Genomic DNA, 20,802 nt, shown 5'->3' with positions numbered 1-20,802 from the left:
TGCTGCAGTCACCCGGTGGCAGTTGAGATGTGGTCGATCAGAGTGCAGCACCCGGATGCAGGATCGCGGGCATGAGGCGGGCTGCCTCGGACGCAGGGCTTGCAAGTGCTGCGCGGTCTTCACCTGGATAGAACCGCGCGCGGGTGGCGGTGGCCGTGGGGTTGGGGGTCAGGATGCTGACCTGCGGGCCGATCTTTGCGGTTTCCGCCTGCCAGCTGCGGGCAAGGGCGATGCCCGCACCTTTGGTGGCGCCGTAAGCGCCGAAAAACTGCGCCCCGGCGCGGGGATCGTCGAGGAAGACCGCATGGCCCGCAACACCCAGAAGCGGGGCGACGTAGGCAATCAGGCGTTGTGTGGCAGTCACGTTGACGGCGAGCGATTTGTCCAGGTCCTTGGGGCCGATGTGATCGGCTGGTGCAAGGGGTGCGGCGTGGATCGCGGCATGGACCCAAAGGTCGAGGCTGCCCCAGCGGTCAAAGATGCCGCGGCAGAGCTGCTGCATGGCCGCATCCACGGTGATGTCCATGGGGGCCAGTGTGGCCGCCCCGCCCGCAGACTGAATCTGGTCGTCCAGTTCCTCGAGCGCGCCGGTGGTCTTGGCCACGGCAATGACATGGTGGGTCGGGGCCAGAGCGGCGGCGATGGCGGCACCCAGGCCACGAGAGGCACCGGTGATGAGGGCTGTTTTGGTCATGTGCCCGCTTTAGGACGTGGTGCGCGAATTGGCAATTGCCTTAGCCCGGGATCTGCAGGGTGTGGGTTGTCCCCCGCGCGTCGGCGAGCACGATCTGGCTGTCATCAAGGGCGGTGACGGTGAGGCCAAAGGCGCTGTCGCCGGTGGTGACACGCTCAATCTCGCCTTGGCCGTTGCGCAAGAGAGCCGCACCGCCGGTACTGTCAGAGATCAGCCCGATTAGGGCCACGCCATCTAGGGGCAAGGCATCGGGGATGGCAGCGGCTGCAGCCACGTTTGCAGGGGTTTGGTCGGCGGAGGCCATGAACGCTCTTTCACTTTTGCGCACCAGCTAACGATGTGATGCGCCGGCGATATGGGCGTTGTGGAAGGGGGCTGCAAGGGGGGCGCGCTGCAATGCGGCATTGCACCACGGACATCGGTCAATTTCAGCCGAATAGCAGTGTGCCATCCTCTTTCAAAAGCAGGCCGGTGGGCTGGTTTTCTAACAGCGGCAGCACCGCCTCCGCGGGGCGGCACAGGACGACACCGCGCGGGGTGCACACGATGGGGCGGTTGACGAGGATCGGATCGGCGATCATCGCATCAAGGATCGTGTCGTCGTCTGAATCTGGCAGCCCGCGTGCCTCTGCATCGGTCTTTTGGGTGCGCAGGGTGGTCTGTGGTGTCAGACCAGCGGCGGCAAAGAGCGCCTGCAATTGTGGGCGGGTCCAGCCTGTTTCGAGGTATGCGATGACAATCGGGTCAGTTCCGGTGGCGCGGATCGCGGCCAACACGTTACGCGAGGTGCCGCAGTTGGGGTTGTGATGAATGACGGTTGTCATGGCGCGACGCTGCCTTCTGACGTGGGTTTGCGCGGAACGTATCGCGAGGTTCGGATTGAGAGCAACCGATCATTAATGGAGTTGGGGTAAGGCTTTGGCATGTCACCACCCATGCGCCAACCCGCCCAGTATCAGCCGCGCCAGCCCATGTCTGGCGTCGGTCCCCAGTTTGAAGATTCGGGCCTTTTTGCCGGACAAATGGTGCGGGTGAACCTGCATCTGACGCCTGATGTGCGGCTGAATACGCGACAGGATGTGGTCGCAACGGGGCTGACCGGCAATGGAATCACGTTTGACGTTCTGTTTGCGGGGCGGCGCAAGGCTGCGGCGCAACCGCTTATGGCGGCTCTGGCAGCAATGCGGAAAACAGCGGCGGGCGGTAGCGGCGCACGACTGGCCATTCAGATTGATGGCGTCTGGCGCACCACCTTTGCCACTGATCCATCAGGCTGGGATCAACGCAGGCGGCAATTGGTGGCGGCGATGTGGGTTGTCACGCTGAACGGACGCAAGCAGCAGTTCGGTGAACGTCCCCGGCGGTAGTATTTTTGCGCGTGGGAAGAGCGGCGCTTGCGTCGATGTCGCCCGTGGGCGGGGGCGCCACCCCTGGTGACAATACCCGTAGCCCTGCGATTTAGATCAGGGTGCCCAACGTTTCGGCAAAACCCCGGCACGAGTAAGGTGGTCAAAAGAATTCGCCCCAAAGGCTTGTCGCCACCTCTGTTGGTCGTGCTAAAGTTGACCATAGGTCAGGTCTGGCCTGCGACCAATCCTCGGGAGGGTAATTTGAGCATCAGGGACTTTGTGAACAAATCTATGCCGGAGCCGATCCGGCATAACGCGGCCGTGGGCGATATCCGGCCCTTGTGGGACAGGCCGCGCAAGTTGCGGCTGAAGAACCAAGGCACTGTCGCCTCTGACGGAACCGCGTTGCAGAACACGCTGCTGTATTACATCGCGGGGCTGACAACCTTTTGCGGGTTGCGCCATGTCCCTGTGATCACGGGCTACATGAGCGGCTGCTATCTGTTTCGGTATCGCCGCAATGGCGATATGCGGGTCGCGCATGTGGGTACGCATGATGCCAATGCCGAATTGAGCACGCGGGCCAAGGATGCTTGGAAAGCCTATGCGGCACAGCCGCATATCACGGAAATCTATGGCTTTGATCCGATCCGCGATGTGTCCGACAACCTGATGCGCACAACGATCGGGCAGGGGCCGGACCCCAAGATTTTTGGTGCATGGGATCCAAATGGCATCGCCTATATCGGGATGTCAGTGGATGACCCGGCGATCCCCGGCAACAGGCTTGTCACTGGGGTTGAACCGGCCCCGATGCGCAGTTGGGCAATGATCGCGCACGACACCAAGATGCAGTAGCGGATGGGTTTGGATCAGTTCGCGGCAGGGTCCGCGACGTCGACTTGGAAGGTCAGGGGACTGGCGGATGTATCCGCCGGTCGCACAATGAGGGTATTGCGGCCCGGTGCCACCGCCACTGATGCGCGGCCCTGACCGACAAAGGACCCAACGATGGTGCCATCGCGCAGCACATCGACCGTTGCGGGCGCATCAAAGATGCGGCGGCGCAGACCCTTGGGATCGGGTTGCAGGAACCATTCCACCACCAAGGGGCCGGGGGTGGCGGTGGTGGTCTGATCTGTCAACAACGGTGCGGACAGATTGGTGTTGTAGTCGGGGTAGGCCAGAAAGTAGGTCTGCCATGTCAGCAGGCCAATCGCGGCAAGGATCAGCGGGGCCAAAATCAGCGTCACCCAGGGACGTTTGTCAAATTGTGGCTGACCGCCCGAGGTTTGTGAGCCGCTGATGATCGCCGGGACTGGTTTGCCGAAGCCAAGGGCGTCGGCCATCGGTTCAAGGCGGCGGTTCAACTCTGCCGCAGGGATCGACGACCGGATTTCAACCGTGACCGGCGCGGGTTTGTGCGAGACGTAGAGCCCGAAGCCCAGCCCGTTCAGGCTGCCGTTTGAGACATAGGCCGGGCCGCGGACCGACATGCCGATATTCAGGATCATGTTGGTGCGGGCGTCAAAGCGGCGCAAGAGGTCCAGAAAATCGGGCAGCGTCGTCGCACCTTGCAGGCGTTCGACATGCGCCACGTCGCGATGCTCGTAAGAGATAAAGCCATCGTCGAGCGACATGATCTCGGGCGGGCCCCAATTGGCGAGCGTGTTTTCGATACCCTTTGCAAGGTTCGCGGTGGACCAATTGCCGGGGCGATAGACGACGCCTGTGCTGCGATACCGCCACGGGTCGCCTGACATCGGCACACAATCCCAAGTCTTGAGAAATGCAGCCTCGACCGTTTGGGAATCATCGCCGTCGCGCAGCGGGACGTCGATATCAAGGATCCCGTCCATGCGCCGAAAGCTCACCTCGGTGTGCACGTTGCCGTCAAAACCAAACAGCCGGATTTCTTTTGAATTGGCCCAATTCTGCCGCAGAAGATCGGCCCAATCGCTGGCCTTTCGGGTGCGAATGGATTCGCGGGCCTCGCCCAAGACCACGATATTCACGTCCCATCCGTCTTTGACGTGGTATTCCTGAGCAGTGCTATGCGCGATGTCGATGAAAGTGTCGACATTGAGCGGTGATTTCGGGACGCAAAGGAATGTAACACTGGATTCAGACATAATGCATGACCGGATTGCTAAATGTCGCAATCATCACCGCATTTCTATGGGTCAATCAAGTCTGGATCGTGCGCGCCGCTATTCCGCGGCCTGTTTCGCCTGAAAGCCCTGTTCGATCATGTCAGAGGGTGACACCGGGTATTCGCCCGAAAAGCAGGCGTCGCAATAGGCGGGGGCGGAGGCGTCGCGACCCTTGGCCTCGCCCACGGCGCGGTAGAGGCCGTCGAGGGTAATGAACCGCAGGCTGTCGACGCCCAGATGGTCGCGCATTTCCTCTTCGGTCATGGTAGCGGCCAGCAGTTTTTCGCGTTCGGGCGTGTCGACGCCATAAAAGCAGGGCCAGGCGGTGGGGGGGCTTGCGATGCGGAAATGCACCTCTGCGGCACCGGCATCAAGGATCATTTCCTTGATTTTGCGGCTGGTGGTGCCGCGCACGACGCTGTCGTCCACAAGGATCACGCGCTTGCCCTTGATCAGGGCGCGATTGACGTTGAGTTTCAGGCGCACACCCATGTTGCGGATCTGTTCGGTGGGCTCAATGAAGGTCCGGCCCATGTAGTTGTTGCGGATGATGCCCATCGCATAAGGGATGCCGCTTTGCAGGCTGTAGCCGATGGCGGCGGGGGTGCCGGAATCGGGCACCGGACAGACCAGGTCAGCCTCGACCGGGGCCTCTTTTGCCAGTTCGCGGCCGATGTTTTCGCGGGTTTCATAGACAGAACGGCCGCCCAGAGAGCTATCGGGACGGCTGAAATAGACGTGTTCAAAGATGCAAAAGCGCGATTTTGCGGGGCGGAAGGGGTGGTGGCTTTCGACACCGCGTTCAGCGGTGATCACGACCATTTCGCCCGGTTCGATTTCACGGACAAATTCGGCCCCGATGATGTCAAGCGCACAGGTTTCAGAGGCCAGCGCCCAGCCATCGGCAACGCGGCCCAGCACCAGAGGGCGCACGCCAAGGGGGTCGCGGCAACCGATCAGCTTGGTCCGGGTCATGGCGACCACGGAGAACGCACCTTCGACCTTGCGCAGTGCTTCTTCCATGCGGTCAGGGATCGTGCGGCCCATGGAGCGAGCCATCAGGTGGATGATGCATTCGCTGTCCGAGGAACTTTGGAAGATCGAACCGCGCTCGATCAACTCGCGCCGCAGGGACATCGCGTTGGTGATGTTGCCGTTGTGGGCAATCGCAGCCCCGCCCATGGAAAATTCGCCAAAGAAGGGTTGGACGTCGCGGATCGCGGTCTGGCCCTTGTTGCCGGCGGTGGAATAGCGGACGTGGCCGATGCCCACGGTGCCGGGCAATTGCGCCATCATCGCAGGTGAGGTGAAGTTGTCACGCACCAGACCCATGCGGCGAGCTTGGTTGAATCCGGTCTCGGGGTCGTGGGTGACGATGCCGCCGGCCTCTTGCCCGCGGTGTTGCAGGGCGTGCAGACCGAGGGCTATGAAATTGGCTGCATCGGTGACGCCGACGACGCCAAAAACGCCGCATTCCTCCCGCAATTTATCGTCATCAAACGGATGGGCGGGGGGCAGGGTGTCGGTCACGGGCGGCAGCCTTCGAATCCGGGAACAGATGGGCACCATGTAGCGGGTTGCGACGGCAGTGTCACGGGGGAGATATGACAGAATTGCGACAGCGCAGGCGGGGTGGTTCCAAAGGGTGACAGGTTGGGCGTTTATGTCTGCAGGCGGCGGCAGAAATAAAAACGGCGCGCCGGGAAAGGCGCGCCGTTTTCGAAATGTGGGTAAGGTGTGCTGTCAGCGACGGCGGCGCAGTGCCAAGAGGCCCAGACCCGTCAGCAGGAGCGCACCGCCAGCAGGCAACGGCACAGGCGGGATATTGATTGCGTTGACCGTAATGCCGCCCACTTTGACACCACGATTGCCCGGCGCATTGGGTTGGACACCAAAGATCGTAAAGCTGGAGACACCACCTGTCGGGATCAGGCTGGAGAAATTCAGCGTTGTGAAGCTGTTGCCGAGGCCGGCGGGCACCGTGAAGAGGGTCGAGACACCGTTGATGATCACGCCGAATTGTTCGGCTTGCGGTCCTGCCTCAAACACCAGTCCGGAAATCTGGTCAACCAGAATGCCCCCAAAGTCGAACGTCAGGCTTTCGCCCAGACCCAACCGTCCGCCTTCGGGGTTGCCGGTTACGCCCAGACCGTTGTTGGTAACGGCCACATTGCCACCGCCACTGGACACGGTCAAATCCACGCCACCAGAGGTGTAGCTGACCGAGCTGCCATTGGGCCCGCCTGCCTGAAAGTTGTAGTTCACCGTTGCAGCCGAGGCACCAGTGGCCATCAGGCCCAGAGCAAAGAGTGTCGAAATCAGACGCTTCATCATCGCAAATCCTTTGGGCACGCAAAATCGCGCGCGTTAAGGGTTTGCTAACCTTGAATTATGACCGAATAGGGGCGAAAGCCGTGCCTTATTGCGGCGCGGAACATGCACCGACCAGCTGTTCATACTGAACCGTTAGCCAACCTAGCGCTGCTTCGGGGTCGCGATCCTCGATCTGCCCCGTCATCCGGGCAAAGACCTTGGCAGAGCGGCTGTCTTCGATCATCGGGATGTCCTGTGCAGAGAGCACCGTTTGATAAACAAAGAATGCCACAGCCACCAGAAGGATGCCGCGCAGCACCCCAAAGAGGAACCCCGCGCCCTGGTCCAGCCCATTCAGGGCAGAGCGTTGCACTAATGAGGAAAAGAGCGGCGTGAAAATCGACACAACCACCAGAGACACAGCAAAAACAGCGGCAAAGGCGGCAATGATCGACAGCTCGCAGCTGTCGCCGATGAAATCACCGATGACCGGGATTTGGCGGACCAACGGTTCGGCTTGATCGGCAAAGATGAAGGCGAGGATCGTGGCGCCGATCCAGCCTGCGATAGACATAGCTTCGCGCACAAATCCACGGCTATAGGCCAAAAGCGCCGAGACGACGATGACTGCGGCGACGACGCCATCAACAATGGTGAAACCTTCCAACGGTCCGCTCCTTCATTCGGGTCCGCGTTCGCCGAACACCGTTGTCACAAAATCGACCAGCGTTTGCGGGGTGCGCAAATCCAGCCCTGCCGCGGGCGGTGCTTTCACCTGTTGCGGCATGATTGCGGAGGTAAAACCAAGTTTCTGCGCTTCTTTCAATCTATTTTCCGTTTGCACGCAGGGTCTGAGCGCGCCCGAGAGCGAGATTTCACCAAAAAGAACTGCGTCTTTGGGCAGACTGGCATCTTCCCGCGCAGAGACGAGGGCGGCGGCCACAGCCAGATCGGCGGCGGGTTCTGTGATGCGCAAACCGCCTGCTACGTTGAGGTAGACGTCCAATCCGGTGAACGGGACACCGGCGCGGGATTCGAGGACCGCAAGGATCATTGCAAGGCGCGATCCGTCCCATCCGACCACTGACCGGCGCGGTTGGCTGTGTGGCGAAGGGGCCACAAGGGCCTGGATCTCGCACAGGACAGGGCGGGAGCCTTCGATACCTGCAAAGACCACGGAACCGGGCGCGGGATCGCCCCGTTCGGACAAAAAGAGGGCCGATGGGTTCTTAACCTCGGCCAGCCCTTTGCCGGTCATCTCGAAGACGCCGATTTCGTCTGCGGGACCGAAACGGTTCTTGACCGAGCGCAGGATACGGAACTGGTGGCCGCGCTCTCCTTCGAAATAAAGCACGGTGTCGACCATGTGTTCGACGACGCGGGGCCCGGCGATGGCGCCTTCCTTGGTGACATGGCCGACCATGACCACGGCCATGCCATTGCGTTTGGCAAATGTTGTCAGCTCGTGTGCGCTGCTGCGGACCTGAGAGACCGAGCCAGGCGCGCTGTCGACGTTGTCGGCCCACATGGTCTGGATCGAATCGATGATTGCAAGGTCGGGTTTTTCGGCGTCCAGCGTGGTGAGGATGTCGCGCAGGTTGGTTTCGGAGGCCAGTTGCACAGGACTTTCGGTCAGGCCAAGACGGCGGGCGCGCATTTGAACCTGGGCGTTTGATTCCTCACCGGAGATATAGATGACCTTGAGGCCATTGCGGGCAAAGCGGGCAGCGGCTTGCAAGAGCAGGGTTGATTTGCCGATGCCGGGGTCACCACCGACCAGCAAGGCAGAGGCTTTGGTCAAACCGCCGCCGAGGACGCGGTCAAGCTCTCCTACGCCCGAGAGGGTGCGGGGTGGTTCGGCCTCTGCGGTGGCAAGGTCCGTGAGCGGGATAGACTTGCCACGCATCCCGCCGAGCGACTTTTTCTTGGGGCCAGAGGCGAGTGCCTTGTCTTCGTGAATGGTGTTCCATTCGCCACATGCTTCGCATTTGCCGGACCACTTGGAGGTGACGGCACCGCAAGCGGAACAGGAGAAGGAAAGGTCTTTGGCCATGTTCACCTTTTGGACTGGTGTGCTGCGGCTGGCAAGGGGCGCGATTATTCGTCGAATAATCGGATGCCTCCGGCGGGCATATTTTTATTCGGAAGAAAGCGGTTTGGTCAGCGCCGAGATGGCGATGGAGGCGAGGATGCAGGCGGTGAACATATACAGCCCCCAGGCGGTTTCGACCTTTCCGATGCCGACGCCTTTCGCCACCACGATGTAGAGCGCGATGAGGAAGATGTCAGCCATCGCCAGTTTGCCCATCCACGACAGGAACGGCAGCAGTTTCGGGCTGAGGAGGTGGAAGTGGGTCAGCGCCAGACCGATTGTTTTCAAATAGGGCGCAAAGAGCGCGAAGGCGGTGACCATCAGCGCCAGAAAGATGTCGCTGCCCCAAAGAGATTGCAGGCCCGAGATCACTGAGATTTCGGACAGGCCAAAGAGCGGTAGCAGCCCCGCGCGCATCAGTGGTGCGAACCACGCGATGGGAAACAGGATCAGCAGGGAGAGGTTGGCCCATTTGAGGGTGGTTTGCATCGTGGCCTCGCAGGTTTTGACCCGGTTTAAGGGACGCAGTTTGCGGTGGCCAGTCTATTCTGCGGCGGGTTTGGCGGGCAGGTTGACGACGTTGTCTTCAGCCGCATCAGGGTGTTCCATGGCGTAGCCCAGCACCGGCAGGGCGGCTTGCAGTTTTTCGTCAAGCTGCGCCAATTGGCTGGCCACGATGGATTCCTCGACATCAACCTGCTGCGCCCAGGTGCGGATCTGGCTGGTGACATGCAGCGCCTCGACAATCCGTTCCTGCTGGCGTTCCGCCTCTTCCTGGCGCTGTTGCAGGAAGGCTTTCGCACGGGTGACTTTTTCGTCCGAGTAGACTTCGGAGAGGTGGCGTGCCTGTTGCGACATTTGTGCGGCCACTTCCAGTACATCGGGTTCGAGCTGTTCCAGATCAGGGTGGTCGCGCAGATAGCCCAGGCGTTCGCGCACCGCATCAAATTCAGAACTGAGGCTGAAGAGACCAGCCCGGTCGGCAGTATGGGCGAGATGATAGGCGCGGGCCACGTCGTCCATCGACATGTGGAACTGGCGGTGGCTGTGTTCGAGTGCCGCGACACGGGCCGAGGTCGGCAGAAAGAAGGCCATGGCGCACAAAAGGCTGGTGCCGCCGATTTGCAGCCATTGGCCTGCTGTGTCGTAGGTGACGGCACCGAATGTGGCGGTCATGGACAGCCAGGGCGCGTAGCCAAAAGTGCTCAATAATGTGTAGATCAATGCGGCTGTCCCAAGGACCGCGACGGCGGCCAGTGCGATCAGGTGAAGCAGACGGGCCGCGCCCAAAACAGACGACTTAATAAACATGCCGCATTTTCCCCCGAAACGCAGTTCTCCAAACACTGGTCGAGGATAAGCGATTAACCATTTGCGTCTACAGGGAAAAATTCACGAAAAGAAACCACGGGTTGCTGTGATGCATTGGTGATCGGACTGTTGCTGAGTTCGAAACAATGCGGGGCGTACATATGGCAGGGGTGGTATGTTGTGGGCGCGGCGGCGCAGGATGTTGCGGTGCTTTGTGCGCTTGGTATTGCTGCGCAATGCGGATGTGTTGCGTCAGACCGGGTGGTTATTGCAGGGCTACGTCGCGCTAAGTGGTTCGAAACACGGGCGAATCGCGGTCAGATCGCGGCGTATTGGCGCGAGTAACGCTGACCCAGAGAGGTCAGGATCTCGTACCCGATGGTGCCGGCAGCCGTCGCCAGAGCATCAACGCCCTGGTGGGGGCCGAGGATAGTCAGAAAGCCGGGGTCGTCGTCGCAATCGGTGACATCCACCGTGATCAGGTCCATCGAGACACGGCCAACGAGCGGGCAGGGTTGGCCGCCATGCCAGAGCGTGGCACGGCCCGACAAGGCACGGATCAGACCATCAGCATAGCCTGCGGCCACGGTGGCGATGCGCGCGGGGCGCGGGGTTTGATAGCTGTTGCCGTAGCCCACAACTTCTTCGGGGGCCAGGTCGCGGATCTGGATCACCGGCAGATCGAGGCGGGCCACAGGGCGGGCATCGGCAAAGGGCGCGCCGCCGTAGAGGCCGACGCCGGGGCGCGTGACGTCAAAGTGGTACTTTGGTCCCATCAGGATCCCGCCGGTGGCTGCAAGGCTGCGCGGGGTACTGATGCCGTCCGTCATCTGGTGAAAGACGTCCAGTTGGTAGGGGTTCATCGGGTGGTCGGGTTCATCGGCGCAGGCCAGATGCGACATAACAAGCGTCGGCCCGGCGCGCATCACGTCAGCAGCGGTCGTGGCCCAATCATCCCATTCCATACCAAGGCGATTCATGCCGGTGTCGAGCTGCACGCCAAAAGCATGGCCGGGCAAGGTCGTGAAATGACGGTGGACTTGCGCTACGGAATTCAGAAGCGGGGTCAGCGCATGATCACGCAGCAATGCGGTGTCGCCATCCATGTGGCCGGAGAAGACCGAGATTGCGGGGCCGGGGCCAAGCGCCTGTCGGACGGCGGCACCCTCTTCGGCGGCGGCCACGAAGAACTGGCGCGCGCCAGCCTGTGCCAGCGCGGTGGCAACACGAGCGGCGCCCAGACCATAGCCATCGGCCTTGACCACGGCGGCGGTCTCGACGGTCGTCATGGCGTCAAGCGCTTGCCAGTTGGCAGTGACGGCGGCGAGGTCGATGGTGAGGTGTCCGGTGCTCATGTCCGCCTTTTGGCATCAGATCGCCTGCGGTGCAATCGGGGAGCGTCGTGCGCCGCTGTTTGGGCAAAGCCCAAAGGCGCCCCGCCCGCCGTCCCGGATGGTTTGGCGGGGGCCAGTCAGGCGTGTCGGTTGGTTTCGTGGGGGCCAGCCCCCACACCCCCGGGATTATTCTGGCCAGAAGAAGATCTGGGTTTGGGCGCGTTCGTTTTGCGGGAGATAGGCCTGCGCCTATTCAATGGGGGTGGTGAGATTGTAGGTTTGTTGCTGGTCGGGGGTGAGCAGGTAAATCTCATCCGGCGGTGTGACCAGCGCGTGTTGCATCAAGAGCGGGTCCACGCCCATGTCCGAGAGGTAGGTCATGACCTCACCCTGACCGCGCTGGATGTCTGAGACCGCGAGGAAGGCTGGCAGGGCGGTGTTTTCGCCAAAGTAGTGTTGGTGCACGCCAATGAGCGCGTCCGCGTGCGCCGTGCGGGTGGGGCCAGCGGCCAGCAGGTAAGGGCAGGCAGAGAGGCAGATGTCACTGGCGGTCATTTCGGTGTTGATCCCCGCCGCGCGCAGGCTGCGGCCGATGGCGAGTGCGTCGACCACTGAGCCACCGGGGCTGTTGAGGAAGGCGGTGACCGGAGGGGTGGTTTGGGTGTCCAGAAAGTCGGCGAAACGCTGGGCATCGCCGGGGGCGATATCCCCGGTGAGGGTGATCACTGGGTCGCCGTTCCAGTCAGCGGCGACAAAGTCGAGCCTGCTGGGCATGTCGGTAGTGGCGGGAATGGGCCGGGTGCCGGGGGCGGGGGCGCGCGGGGCAAGCTCTGCCGGGGCAAAGCGGCGCGTTTGATCACCCGGCCCTATGGGTTGGGTCAGTTGCGGTGCGTCAGAGGGTGACAGAAGCGTGGGCAACACGCGGGTCAGGTCAGCGCCTATCAGGACGGCCGCAAAACCGATCTGGGCCGCAAAGATCCAGCGCAGGGTGCGCCCTGTATTGGGATTAAGTGCTGTCATTCGACCGCGCGGGGTTTGGATGGGGTGTTATCGGTGGCGGCGGCCGGGCGCGCGGGGTGGTCGGGGGACATGGTGCTGTCAATATCCTTGAGGGCGATCATTGCGGCGCGCAGTTCCGACAGGGTCAGGCTGTCTTCGGTGGCTGTGCCGTCGCGTGCGGCACGGATTGCGCCTTGGGTGATGGTGACGATCAGCACCAGCACCGCTGGCAGCAGGTCAATGGCGATGGCCCCGGCCCATGAGGGGACAAAGTTGCGGGCGTAGAGGATCACCGCGTCCGCCGCAGAGATCGGCGTATAGGTGGTGTCTGCGGGTGGGGTCATGTCGATCACGGATTGGGCTGCGGTTTGGAGCACGGCGGCGCGCTGGCCCAGCACGGTAAGGACGGAGTCGATCGTGGCCTGTTGCCCTTGCCGGGTCGAAGCGTCGGAGCCATCAAGTTGTGGTAGCACCACGCTGTCGGACAGATCACGCGCGGCGCGCTGGACCAGCGGAGCCACGGACAATTGCCGCAATTGGGTGATGATATTGGCCAGGCGCACGGCCTCTTCACTGAAAAGGACCGAGCGCTGTTCGACGGGGCCTTGTTCGACCGTCAGCGCGCGCATCCGGGTAAGGATCTGGTTGCCGTCGGCGAAGGCCTGGCTGACGAGGTTTTCCTGCGTGGTGATCTGTGCCTCGAGTGCGGCGAGTTCGTCGGATTTCTGGCGCAGGAGGCGGAAGACGGCGCCTTGACCGGCAAAGCCCGAAAGTTGGCCGGTGGCCTCTTGTTCGGAGAGGTCATCAAAGGACTGGCGCACGCGGGCGACATCGCGGGCCAGGCTTTGGGCGGATTGCGTGATCTCATTGGTGCGTTCCAGCGCCTGTTGGTAGTCTTGCACGGTTTCAGCCAGATGCTGTTCGACAGCGGCGGCCCCGGCAAGTGCTGCAGCGTTCAGCCAGGATGACATGGCGATGATGGCACCCGAGCCCAGGCACATGGCCAGAAACAGGCCCATGCGGGCGGCCCCAGTGCGCACGGCGGGCATCAGGCGCATCATGTATGACCAGAAGACGAAGATGCCGACCGAGACGGCGACCGAATAGGCAAGGGCGGCAAAGACCGACAGCGCGCCGTTGTCATCGAGAAGGGAGGAGACGCCGAGGTAGGTATAGATGCCGGAGGCGACGGCCAGCACCCCAAGGGCGGTGCCGGTGATGTTGTCGAGCCAGCCGAGTTGATTTTCCAGGTCGCGGGCGTTGCGAACGCCGCGGGCCTGCGCACGGCTGAGATTGCTGTCGTCGGTCATGGGGTCCCCCTTGGTCCTTGGGAAGATAGGGAATGCGGGGCGGGATGCAAATTAGGGATCGTGGGGGGCAGGCCGGTGCGCCGCTGTTGCGTGGACGCGCAAGGCACCCCGCCGACCGTCCCGGACGCGTGCGATGGGTCATATCGCACCGGGGGGTTTCGCACCCTCGGACCCCCGCAGGATATTTTGGGCCAGAAGAAGATGATGCAGTAGGATGTGGCCGCAGGGCTGCGGCCTGTGGATTTTCTGGCTGCGGGGTGAAATAGGTCTCTGACTTGTTTTGATGACGTGTATATTTTGCAAAAAACCGCGTGTGGTGAGGGATTGATGGGCATTTTTCGTGAATTGATTTCGGAATTGGAGAAGCCAAGAGCGGCGCGGCCGTTCGGGTCTGGCTGGTTGTCGGGCTCGCTGGCGTTGCTGGCGGGGATTGCGGGGCTTTTGATGGTGCTCTTGCGCTGGTATCCCGAGACGTTTTCATATCCTGAGATTGCGTTTATCCACGAAAGCGGTGTGATGACCGTGGTGCTGCGGGTGGTGCTGCTGTTTGGCTATGCACTGTCGCTGATCAGTTTGATCCTGTCGGACAAGCGGGTTCTTGGCTGGACGGCGCTGGGCCTGACTGTGGTCGTGTCGCTAATGGCAACGACGCAGCCCGATACCAGCGGGGCGGGGCCGCAGGCGCTTTATTTCGGGCTCGATTATTTCATCATCAATGTCTTGGTGGTGGGATTTCTATTTGTCCCGCTTGAGCGGTTCTTTCCTGCGCGCGCGGAACAGACCGTGTTTCGCGGCGAGTGGCGGGAGGATATGTTCTACTACCTCGTGAGCTCAATGTTGGTGCAGATCCTGGGGTTCATCACGCTTGCGCCCACCAATTTCGTCAACGAGACCATCCAGCTGGATGGCATCCGGTCCTATATCGGGTCGCAGCCGTTCTGGTTGCAGGTGGTAGTGATCATGGCGGCCACGGATTTTGTGCAATATTGGACACACCGCGCGTTCCACACCTTTCCGGTGTTGTGGCGGTTCCACGCGATCCATCATTCCACCAAGGCGATGGATTGGCTGGCCGGTGCGCGGATGCATTTCATCGAGATTGCCATTTTGCGCGGGCTGACGGCGGTGCCGATGTTCACGCTTGGCTTTGATCCGGCGGCGATCCAGGCCTATCTGCTGATCGTCTACTTTTCGTCCTCGTTTATCCATTCCAACATTGGCTGGAAGTTCGGGTTTATCGAGCGGTTCTTTGTGACCCCACGCTTTCACCATTGGCATCACGGGTCGGACCGGGAGGCGATTGATATCAATTATTCCTCTCACTTCCCGATCTATGACTGGCTGTTCGGGACGCATCACTTGCCCGAAGACCGCTGGCCAGAGAATTACGGGGTGATCGGGAATACGGTGCCAAAGGGCTATTGGAAGCAGTTCATCTATCCGTTTCAGAAGCCCAAGGTGGAAGATCCCAAAAGTCAAGCGGGTACGCCAGCTGAATAGGGCAGACTGGGGGTTTGGCACCCCCAGACCCCCGCCGCATATTTTCATTCAAAAGAAAGGCTAGCGTTGCTGCGGTGGACCTTCTGGCGGGCGGTTCAGCAGGGTTTCGATCTGGGACATTTTGGCTTGCGTCAGCGGGCCGTGGTCCAGCGCGCCGCAGAGGTCGGTGACCTGTTCGGGTGTCCGGAAGCCGGGGATCGGGATCGCATTGGGGCTGCGTGCCCAGAGCCAGGCAATGGCACCTTGAGCCAGGCTGCGGTTGTCCGAGGTGAGGATGTCGCGGACTGCATCAAGCGCGGTCAGGCGGTCGGGGGCGATGCGGCCATCTGCGAAGTGGCCATTCCAGCTTTGATTGGAAGAGCGCACGTCGTTCTTGGAAAATTCGGCACTGGCGTCGTAGCGCCCGCCGAGGATGCCCATCGCCAGCGGCGAACGGATCAGCGCGGCGATGCCGGCGGCCCGGGTTGCCGGCACCATGTGTTCGGCGGCGAAAAAGACGTTCATCGCGTGTTCGACGGCGGTGAAACCGGGGCGGTCGGCAAAGGCCCGTGTGCGGTCAGGAAAGTCCGTGGACCAGCCATAGCCGCCGATGCGGCCTGCGCTGTAGAGCCCGTCCAGCAGATCGAAGATCGGGGCGGCGCTTTCGATAGGGAGTTCGTTGAGGTGCAGCAACACAAGGTCGATGTGATCCCGGCGCAGGCGTTTGTGAGAGGCGTCAAGGCTGGCGCGGATCGCTTTGGGATCCGTCACTTCGCCAGTGATCGCACGGTTGGCCGGATCAATGCCGATGCCGATTTTGGTGACGATGGCGACATCGGGGCGGTCGTGCAGGGCGCTGCCGAGCACGGTTTCAGAGTGTCCGGTGCCATAGGCCTGAGCTGTGTCAAAGAGGCGAATGCCGTGGTCAACTGCGGCGTGGATGGCGGCGGTTGAGGTTTTATCGTCAACCTCGCCCCAGCCAACGGGGCTGCCGTTTGCGCTGAACGGGCCGCCGATGGCCCAGCAGCCAAGGCCGAGTGTGGGTTCAGTGGGCAATGTGATGGCGGGCATGTCAGTCTTCCTTTGTGCCGGAATAAAGGGCGATCTTGTGGGCGAGGTATTGCGCGCAGGCGTCGAGTTCGGTTTGCCGCCGCGCCAGTGTGTGGGCATGGCGTTGCATGATTTGCAGACGCATTTGGCGGTTGGCGGGGGTGTCTGCATCGGCAGCATGGGCGGATTGCGCAAAGCGCTTGATCTCGGGCAAGGGCATCCCGGTGGCGCGCAGATGTTTGAGCGTCTTGAGCCAGTCGACATCCGAGGGCGAGAAGTCGCGCCAGCCTCGCGCATCGCGGGCAATTGGCGGCAACATGCCGGATTTGGCGTAGAACCGGATGGTATCAGCAGAGAGGCCAGAGGCGGTGGCGGCGTTATTGATCAACATAAGACAAGGGGTAGCGTATTGGAGTGGCTCCAAGTCAAGCCCGCATTACCGGGGACGCGTCGTGGGATCCCCTATGCGTTACAGGAATGGCCTTTTTCGCTTGGTCAGCGTTCCGGCCACGGCGCAGGCTTTTTCGAGATTTGCCATTTGGGTGCCGTTGATCTGGGGGACTCGACCCTTATTGCGGGCAGCGAGGGCAATGTGATTGTGAATTGCTGTGTGCCTAGACGGAATAGTCGTCGATCAGAGGGCTTGGTTTGGCAAAGCGGACTAAATCGTCTTTGTTCTGGATGGTGATATGGTTTCCGTTCACCACAACCCCGTAAGGCTGCAGACCTTTGAAGGCGCGGCTGAGGTTCTCTGGGGTCATACCCAGGAATGACGCGAGCCTGCGCTTTTCAAGCTGCAGTTCGAACCCATCCGCACCATTCATCTTTTGATGTTGCCGCAGGAGATAATTGGCGAGCCTTTCAAGCGAGGTTCGCAGTTTGAGGTCTTTTTGGGACTTCACAACCGACCTGTAACACTGGGCGAGTTCGGTCACGATGGCGCGGGCAAAGTTGTTGTCGACATCAAAGACGTTACGGACGTCTTGGCTGGGAATCAGCGCGATCCGGCTTTTTTCGACCGTTTTGGCGGACATCAGATAGGGCGCATCCTTGATTGTCGCAGCAAGAATGAAGGTGGACACGGGCCGTACCGTGGCCATCGAGGTTTCACGCCCGTTCCACATTGATGTCAATTCAACTGAGCCGGTGAGCACGACGTGCAGGAAATCGCTCGGGTCGCCTTCGATGATTAGATCAATCTGCGGCGGAAAGTTCTGCACATAAGAGCCGCGCATCAGCGCGTCAAAATGCGCATCCGACATTTCGCGAAAAAGGTGAAGCCCACGGATATCCGGGTAATCCGACTCGGGCATGCCGATATGCAAGGGACGCTCCTGTTTGATAACGATCAATCGTATAATTGATAAATATCAAGAGCGCAATTGTCTTATGCCGCCACATCCCTTGATCCACCGTATCGAGCGACATGAGATTTGTGGTTAAGGTATTTATTTCAAACAACAAATTTTCGTTTCTTGATCTGAATCAAGCTATGGCGTTTCGCCATCTGACCACTCTTTGCGCAAGGCGCTCACCCTTCTGGCTGAGCGCAGGAGCCAAAGGGGACAGATGATGGAACTACACAATAAGGCCACCGCCCTGTGGTCGAATTTCTTTAACGTAAAGATGGTGCAGATCAGGACCTTCCACATGACGTGGTTTGCGTTCTTTTCGTGCTTCTTTGCGTGGTTCGGGATCGCGCCGTTGATGAGTGTCGTCCGCGATGAGCTGGGATTGACGCCAAACCAGATTGGCTGGGCGATTATCGGCTCGGTCTCGATGACGATTTTTGCCCGACTGTTCATTGGCTGGCTGTGTGATCGGATCGGGCCGCGGAAATCCTATACCTGGTTGTTGCTGATCGGGTCGTTGCCTGTGATGGGCATCGGTCTGGCGCAGAGCTTTGAGACCTTTCTGCTTTTTCGGGTTTTGATCGGCGGCATCGGTGCTGCCTTTGTGATCACCCAATACCACACATCCGTGATGTTTGCCCCCAACGTGGTGGGGCAGGCCAACGCCACATCCGCTGGCTGGGGCAACCTTGGTGGCGGTGTCACGCAGTTTGTCATGCCGCTTTTGTTCTCTGTCATGGTGCTTGGGTTTGGCTTTTCCGAGGCCGTGGGCTGGCGTTTGTCCATGGTTGTGGTGGGGGTCATCATCTTCCTGACGGGGATTGGCTACTACTTCCTGACGCAGGATGCGCCGGACGGAAATTTTGATGACCTGCGGGCGCAGGGCAAAATGGAAGAGAAGAAGAAGGTCACCGGAAACTACCTGCACGCCCTCAAAGACCCCCGCGTCTGGGTGTTGTTCGTGATCTATGGCGCGTGTTTCGGCATCGAGCTGACGGTGAACAACGTCGCTGCCCTTTACTTTATGGACTACTTTGATCTGAACCTTGTGACCGCTGGTTTTGTGGCCGCGTCATTTGGTCTGATGAACTTGTTCGCCCGTACATTGGGCGGCCTTTTTGGGGACAACTTCGGATCGCTTTGGGGTTTGAAGGGCCGCGCGTTCTGGCTGTTTATCTGCCTGTTCTTTGAAGGTTGCGCCTTGATGGTGTTCAGCCAGATGAACGTGCTGTTTCTGGCCTTGCCTGCGCTGATCGTGTTCTCGCTTTTCACGCAGATGGCCGAGGGTGCCACATATTCTGTCGTGCCTTTCATCAACAAAAAGGCGCTGGGCGCGGTTGCCGGGGTGGTCGGTGCAGGCGGGAACGCCGGTGCGGTTTTGGCGGGCTTCCTGTTCAAGAACGTCATCGACTGGTCCGAGGCATTTTTCATCCTGGGCATCGTCGTGACCTGTGCATCTTTTCTGGCCTTCTTTGTCCGGTTCTCGACCCGGCAGGAAGACGAAGAACGCGCCAACTTTGCCGCCGCCAATATCGAAACTTTGCGGTTGCGCGCACTCAAGGCGAATGCCGCACTTGAGGAAGGGCTGACAGCGATTGCCAAGAAAGAAGGCACACAACCCGCCGAATAAGCACTGAATAAGGCGGGCCAGACGCTGGCCCGTCCCACCCCTCAACTTGGAGAAATCAAGTGGGACAAGATCTGAGAAACTGGAACATTGAGGACGGAAGCTACTGGTCCTCCACCGGCAAGGCGATTGCCACGCGCAACCTATGGATTTCGATCCCCTCGCTTTTGTGTGGCTTTGCGGTCTGGCTTTACTGGGGCATCATCACCGTTCAGATGGTGAACCTTGATTTTGGATTTGCGAAATCCGAGCTCTTTACGCTGGGTGCCATTGCCGGTCTGACCGGTGCGACGCTGCGCATTCCGTCGACCTTCTTCATCCGCCTTGCGGGCGGACGAAACACAATCGTCTTCACCACGGCGCTGCTGATGATCCCGGCCGCCGGCGCAGGCATGGCATTGCAAGACCCTGATACGCCGCTGTGGTACTTCCAGATGCTGGCATTCCTGTCGGGTATCGGTGGCGGAAACTTTTCGTCCTCGATGTCCAACATCAGCTTCTTCTATCCCAAGAAAATTCAGGGCTATGCGCTGGGCATGAACGCAGGTCTGGGCAATTTTGGTGTGACGACCATGCAGATCCTGATCCCGCTGGCGATGACCATGGGCATCTTCGGCGGCGAAAGCCGGACACTGGTGAACACATCCGGCACGCTGATTGGCAAAATCCCTGCCGGGACAGAGACCTACATTCAGAACGCCGGTTTGATCTGGTTGGTCTTTCTGATCCCGCTGGTCGTGATCGGGTGGTTCGGGATGAACAATATCCGCGATGAACATGTCTCGCCCGATATCCCGAACCCAGCCGGCAGCTTTGCGATCATTCTGGGGATGTTGGCGATCGGTTTTGCCACAGCCGCCTTTGGTGCATGGTTGATGCTGCCATCGGTCGAGGGCGGCCTGCCGACATCCGGCATTGGCCTGTCGAAGTGGATCGTGCTGCCCATCGTGATCGCACTGACCGTGCTGGGCCTGAAACTAATCCCCGGAGCTGTCGGCCAGAACCTAAGCCGTCAGTACAAGATATTTGGCAACAAGCACACTTGGGCGATGACGGTGATCTACACCATGACCTTTGGATCGTTCATCGGCTATTCCGCCGCGCTGGCGCTGACCATCAAGGTGGTCTTTGGCTTTAGCCACGTGGAAGTCGACGGTGTAATGACCCACGACATGGTCAACCCCAACGGCCCGTCTGCCTTGATGTTCGCTTGGATGGGCCCATTCATTGGTGCGCTGATCCGTCCCTTGGGCGGGATGTGGGCTGACAAGGCCGGGGGCGCAAAGGTGACGCAGATTATCTCTGTCGTCATGGTCGCATCTGCGCTGGGTGTCGCCTACTTCATTCAGGCGGCCTACAACTCGGCCACGCCGGAGCAGTTTTTCTACCCATTCCTTGGCCTGTTCCTGATCCTGTTTGCAGCCACCGGCATCGGCAATGGATCGACCTTCCGCACCATCGCTGTGGTCTTTGACAAAGAGCAGGCTGGCCCCGCGTTGGGATGGACGGCGGCTGTGGCGGCTTACGGCGCATTCATCATCCCCAAAGTGTTCGGCGAACAGCTGGGCGCGGGACACCCTGAATACGCGCTTTATGGCTTTGCGGTCTTTTACGCCGTCTGCATCGCGATCAACTGGTGGTTCTACCTGCGGCCCAACGCCTACGTGCAGAACCCATAAACCGGACGCCTGCCTGCCCTGGCGGTTGCGCCGGGGCAGGACCACCCTGACAGGAGAAAA

At 60.4% G+C, this 20,802-nt stretch carries 21 protein-coding genes; 5 read left to right on the top strand and 16 right to left on the bottom strand.

Features of this window, described 5'->3' with window-relative positions; genetic code table 11:
- Positions 1–37: 37 nt before the first annotated feature.
- The 3 genes from AB3Y40_RS09375 to AB3Y40_RS09365 form a co-directional block, all read right to left on the bottom strand.
- Positions 38–694: an SDR family NAD(P)-dependent oxidoreductase gene (locus AB3Y40_RS09375; RefSeq protein WP_369438528.1), complete on the bottom strand. Its 657-nt coding sequence runs from the start codon at positions 692–694 to the stop codon at positions 38–40.
- A gap of 40 nt (positions 695–734) precedes the next feature.
- Positions 735–998: a hypothetical protein gene (locus tag AB3Y40_RS09370; RefSeq protein ID WP_369438527.1), complete on the bottom strand. Its 264-nt coding sequence runs from the start codon at positions 996–998 to the stop codon at positions 735–737.
- Positions 999–1,122: 124 nt separating this feature from the next.
- Positions 1,123–1,518, bottom strand: coding sequence for an arsenate reductase family protein (locus AB3Y40_RS09365; protein ID WP_369438526.1), 396 nt, complete (start codon positions 1,516–1,518; stop codon positions 1,123–1,125).
- A 111-nt stretch (positions 1,519–1,629) separates the two neighbouring features.
- Between AB3Y40_RS09365 and AB3Y40_RS09360 the strand changes: the two genes are divergently transcribed.
- Together AB3Y40_RS09360 and AB3Y40_RS09355 are read left to right on the top strand one after the other, a co-directional pair.
- Entirely contained in the window at positions 1,630–2,061 is a 432-nt protein-coding gene (locus tag AB3Y40_RS09360; RefSeq protein WP_369438525.1) for a hypothetical protein, read from the top strand.
- Between the two features lie 273 nt (positions 2,062–2,334).
- Entirely contained in the window at positions 2,335–2,901 is a 567-nt protein-coding gene (locus AB3Y40_RS09355) for a hypothetical protein (protein ID WP_369438524.1), read from the top strand.
- A gap of 14 nt (positions 2,902–2,915) precedes the next feature.
- On the opposite strand, the gene AB3Y40_RS09350 is transcribed toward AB3Y40_RS09355, so the two are convergent.
- The 10 genes from AB3Y40_RS09350 to AB3Y40_RS09305 all read right to left on the bottom strand — a co-directional run bounded on the left by AB3Y40_RS09350 (position 2,916) and on the right by AB3Y40_RS09305 (position 13,555).
- Complete coding sequence (locus AB3Y40_RS09350; RefSeq protein ID WP_369438523.1) at positions 2,916–4,175, bottom strand: hypothetical protein; 1,260 nt, start codon at positions 4,173–4,175, stop codon at positions 2,916–2,918.
- A gap of 78 nt (positions 4,176–4,253) precedes the next feature.
- The gene (gene purF, locus AB3Y40_RS09345) at positions 4,254–5,765 is read right to left on the bottom strand and encodes an amidophosphoribosyltransferase (protein ID WP_459553976.1); all 1,512 of its coding nucleotides are present in this window, start codon (positions 5,763–5,765) and stop codon (positions 4,254–4,256) included.
- Positions 5,766–5,939: 174 nt separating this feature from the next.
- A complete protein-coding gene (locus AB3Y40_RS09340; protein WP_369438521.1) occupies positions 5,940–6,527 on the bottom strand; it encodes a hypothetical protein in 588 nt (195 codons plus the stop codon).
- An 88-nt stretch (positions 6,528–6,615) separates the two neighbouring features.
- Positions 6,616–7,176 carry a CvpA family protein gene (locus AB3Y40_RS09335; protein WP_369438520.1) on the bottom strand — a complete coding sequence of 187 codons (561 nt, stop codon included), beginning with the start codon at positions 7,174–7,176 and terminating at the stop codon, positions 6,616–6,618.
- Between the two features lie 12 nt (positions 7,177–7,188).
- Entirely contained in the window at positions 7,189–8,562 is a 1,374-nt protein-coding gene (gene radA, locus AB3Y40_RS09330; RefSeq protein WP_369438519.1) for a DNA repair protein RadA, read from the bottom strand.
- An 84-nt stretch (positions 8,563–8,646) separates the two neighbouring features.
- Positions 8,647–9,090, bottom strand: a complete 444-nt coding sequence (locus AB3Y40_RS09325) for a paraquat-inducible protein A (RefSeq protein WP_369438518.1) — start codon at positions 9,088–9,090, stop codon at positions 8,647–8,649.
- Positions 9,091–9,144: 54 nt separating this feature from the next.
- Positions 9,145–9,912 carry a DNA repair protein gene (locus AB3Y40_RS09320; protein ID WP_369438517.1) on the bottom strand — a complete coding sequence of 256 codons (768 nt, stop codon included), beginning with the start codon at positions 9,910–9,912 and terminating at the stop codon, positions 9,145–9,147.
- 317 nt (positions 9,913–10,229) lie between these two features.
- The gene (gene alr, locus AB3Y40_RS09315; RefSeq protein ID WP_369438516.1) at positions 10,230–11,267 is read right to left on the bottom strand and encodes an alanine racemase; all 1,038 of its coding nucleotides are present in this window, start codon (positions 11,265–11,267) and stop codon (positions 10,230–10,232) included.
- Between the two features lie 228 nt (positions 11,268–11,495).
- Positions 11,496–12,266 carry a COG3904 family protein gene (locus AB3Y40_RS09310; RefSeq protein WP_369438515.1) on the bottom strand — a complete coding sequence of 257 codons (771 nt, stop codon included), beginning with the start codon at positions 12,264–12,266 and terminating at the stop codon, positions 11,496–11,498.
- Entirely contained in the window at positions 12,263–13,555 is a 1,293-nt protein-coding gene (locus AB3Y40_RS09305; RefSeq protein ID WP_369438514.1) for a hypothetical protein, read from the bottom strand. Before AB3Y40_RS09305 ends, AB3Y40_RS09310 begins: the two co-directional genes overlap by 4 nt.
- A 327-nt stretch (positions 13,556–13,882) precedes the next feature.
- On the opposite strand from AB3Y40_RS09305, the gene AB3Y40_RS09300 reads away from it, so the two are divergent.
- Entirely contained in the window at positions 13,883–15,055 is a 1,173-nt protein-coding gene (locus tag AB3Y40_RS09300) for a sterol desaturase family protein (RefSeq protein ID WP_369438513.1), read from the top strand.
- 60 nt (positions 15,056–15,115) lie between these two features.
- Here the strand turns inward: AB3Y40_RS09300 and AB3Y40_RS09295 are convergent, their stop codons facing one another.
- The 3 genes from AB3Y40_RS09295 to AB3Y40_RS09285 form a co-directional block, all read right to left on the bottom strand.
- Positions 15,116–16,105 carry an aldo/keto reductase gene (locus AB3Y40_RS09295; protein WP_369438512.1) on the bottom strand — a complete coding sequence of 330 codons (990 nt, stop codon included), beginning with the start codon at positions 16,103–16,105 and terminating at the stop codon, positions 15,116–15,118.
- A gap of 1 nt (position 16,106) precedes the next feature.
- Positions 16,107–16,475 (bottom strand): MerR family transcriptional regulator, encoded by a 369-nt coding sequence (locus AB3Y40_RS09290; RefSeq protein WP_369438511.1) that lies wholly within the window; start codon positions 16,473–16,475, stop codon positions 16,107–16,109.
- A gap of 223 nt (positions 16,476–16,698) precedes the next feature.
- Complete coding sequence (locus tag AB3Y40_RS09285; RefSeq protein ID WP_369438510.1) at positions 16,699–17,397, bottom strand: helix-turn-helix domain-containing protein; 699 nt, start codon at positions 17,395–17,397, stop codon at positions 16,699–16,701.
- A 259-nt stretch (positions 17,398–17,656) separates the two neighbouring features.
- On the opposite strand from AB3Y40_RS09285, the gene AB3Y40_RS09280 reads away from it, so the two are divergent.
- On the top strand, positions 17,657–19,066 hold the full coding sequence (locus AB3Y40_RS09280; RefSeq protein WP_369438509.1) for an MFS transporter: 1,410 nt from the start codon (positions 17,657–17,659) through the stop codon (positions 19,064–19,066).
- Positions 19,067–19,125: 59 nt separating this feature from the next.
- Positions 19,126–20,742 carry an MFS transporter gene (locus tag AB3Y40_RS09275; protein WP_369438508.1) on the top strand — a complete coding sequence of 539 codons (1,617 nt, stop codon included), beginning with the start codon at positions 19,126–19,128 and terminating at the stop codon, positions 20,740–20,742.
- The last annotated feature ends 60 nt before the right edge of the window (positions 20,743–20,802 follow it).

The sequence above is a fragment of the Yoonia sp. R2331 genome (assembly GCF_041103235.1).
Taxonomy (GTDB): domain Bacteria; phylum Pseudomonadota; class Alphaproteobacteria; order Rhodobacterales; family Rhodobacteraceae; genus CANMYO01.
This window is presented reverse-complemented; position numbering and strand designations above follow the sequence as displayed.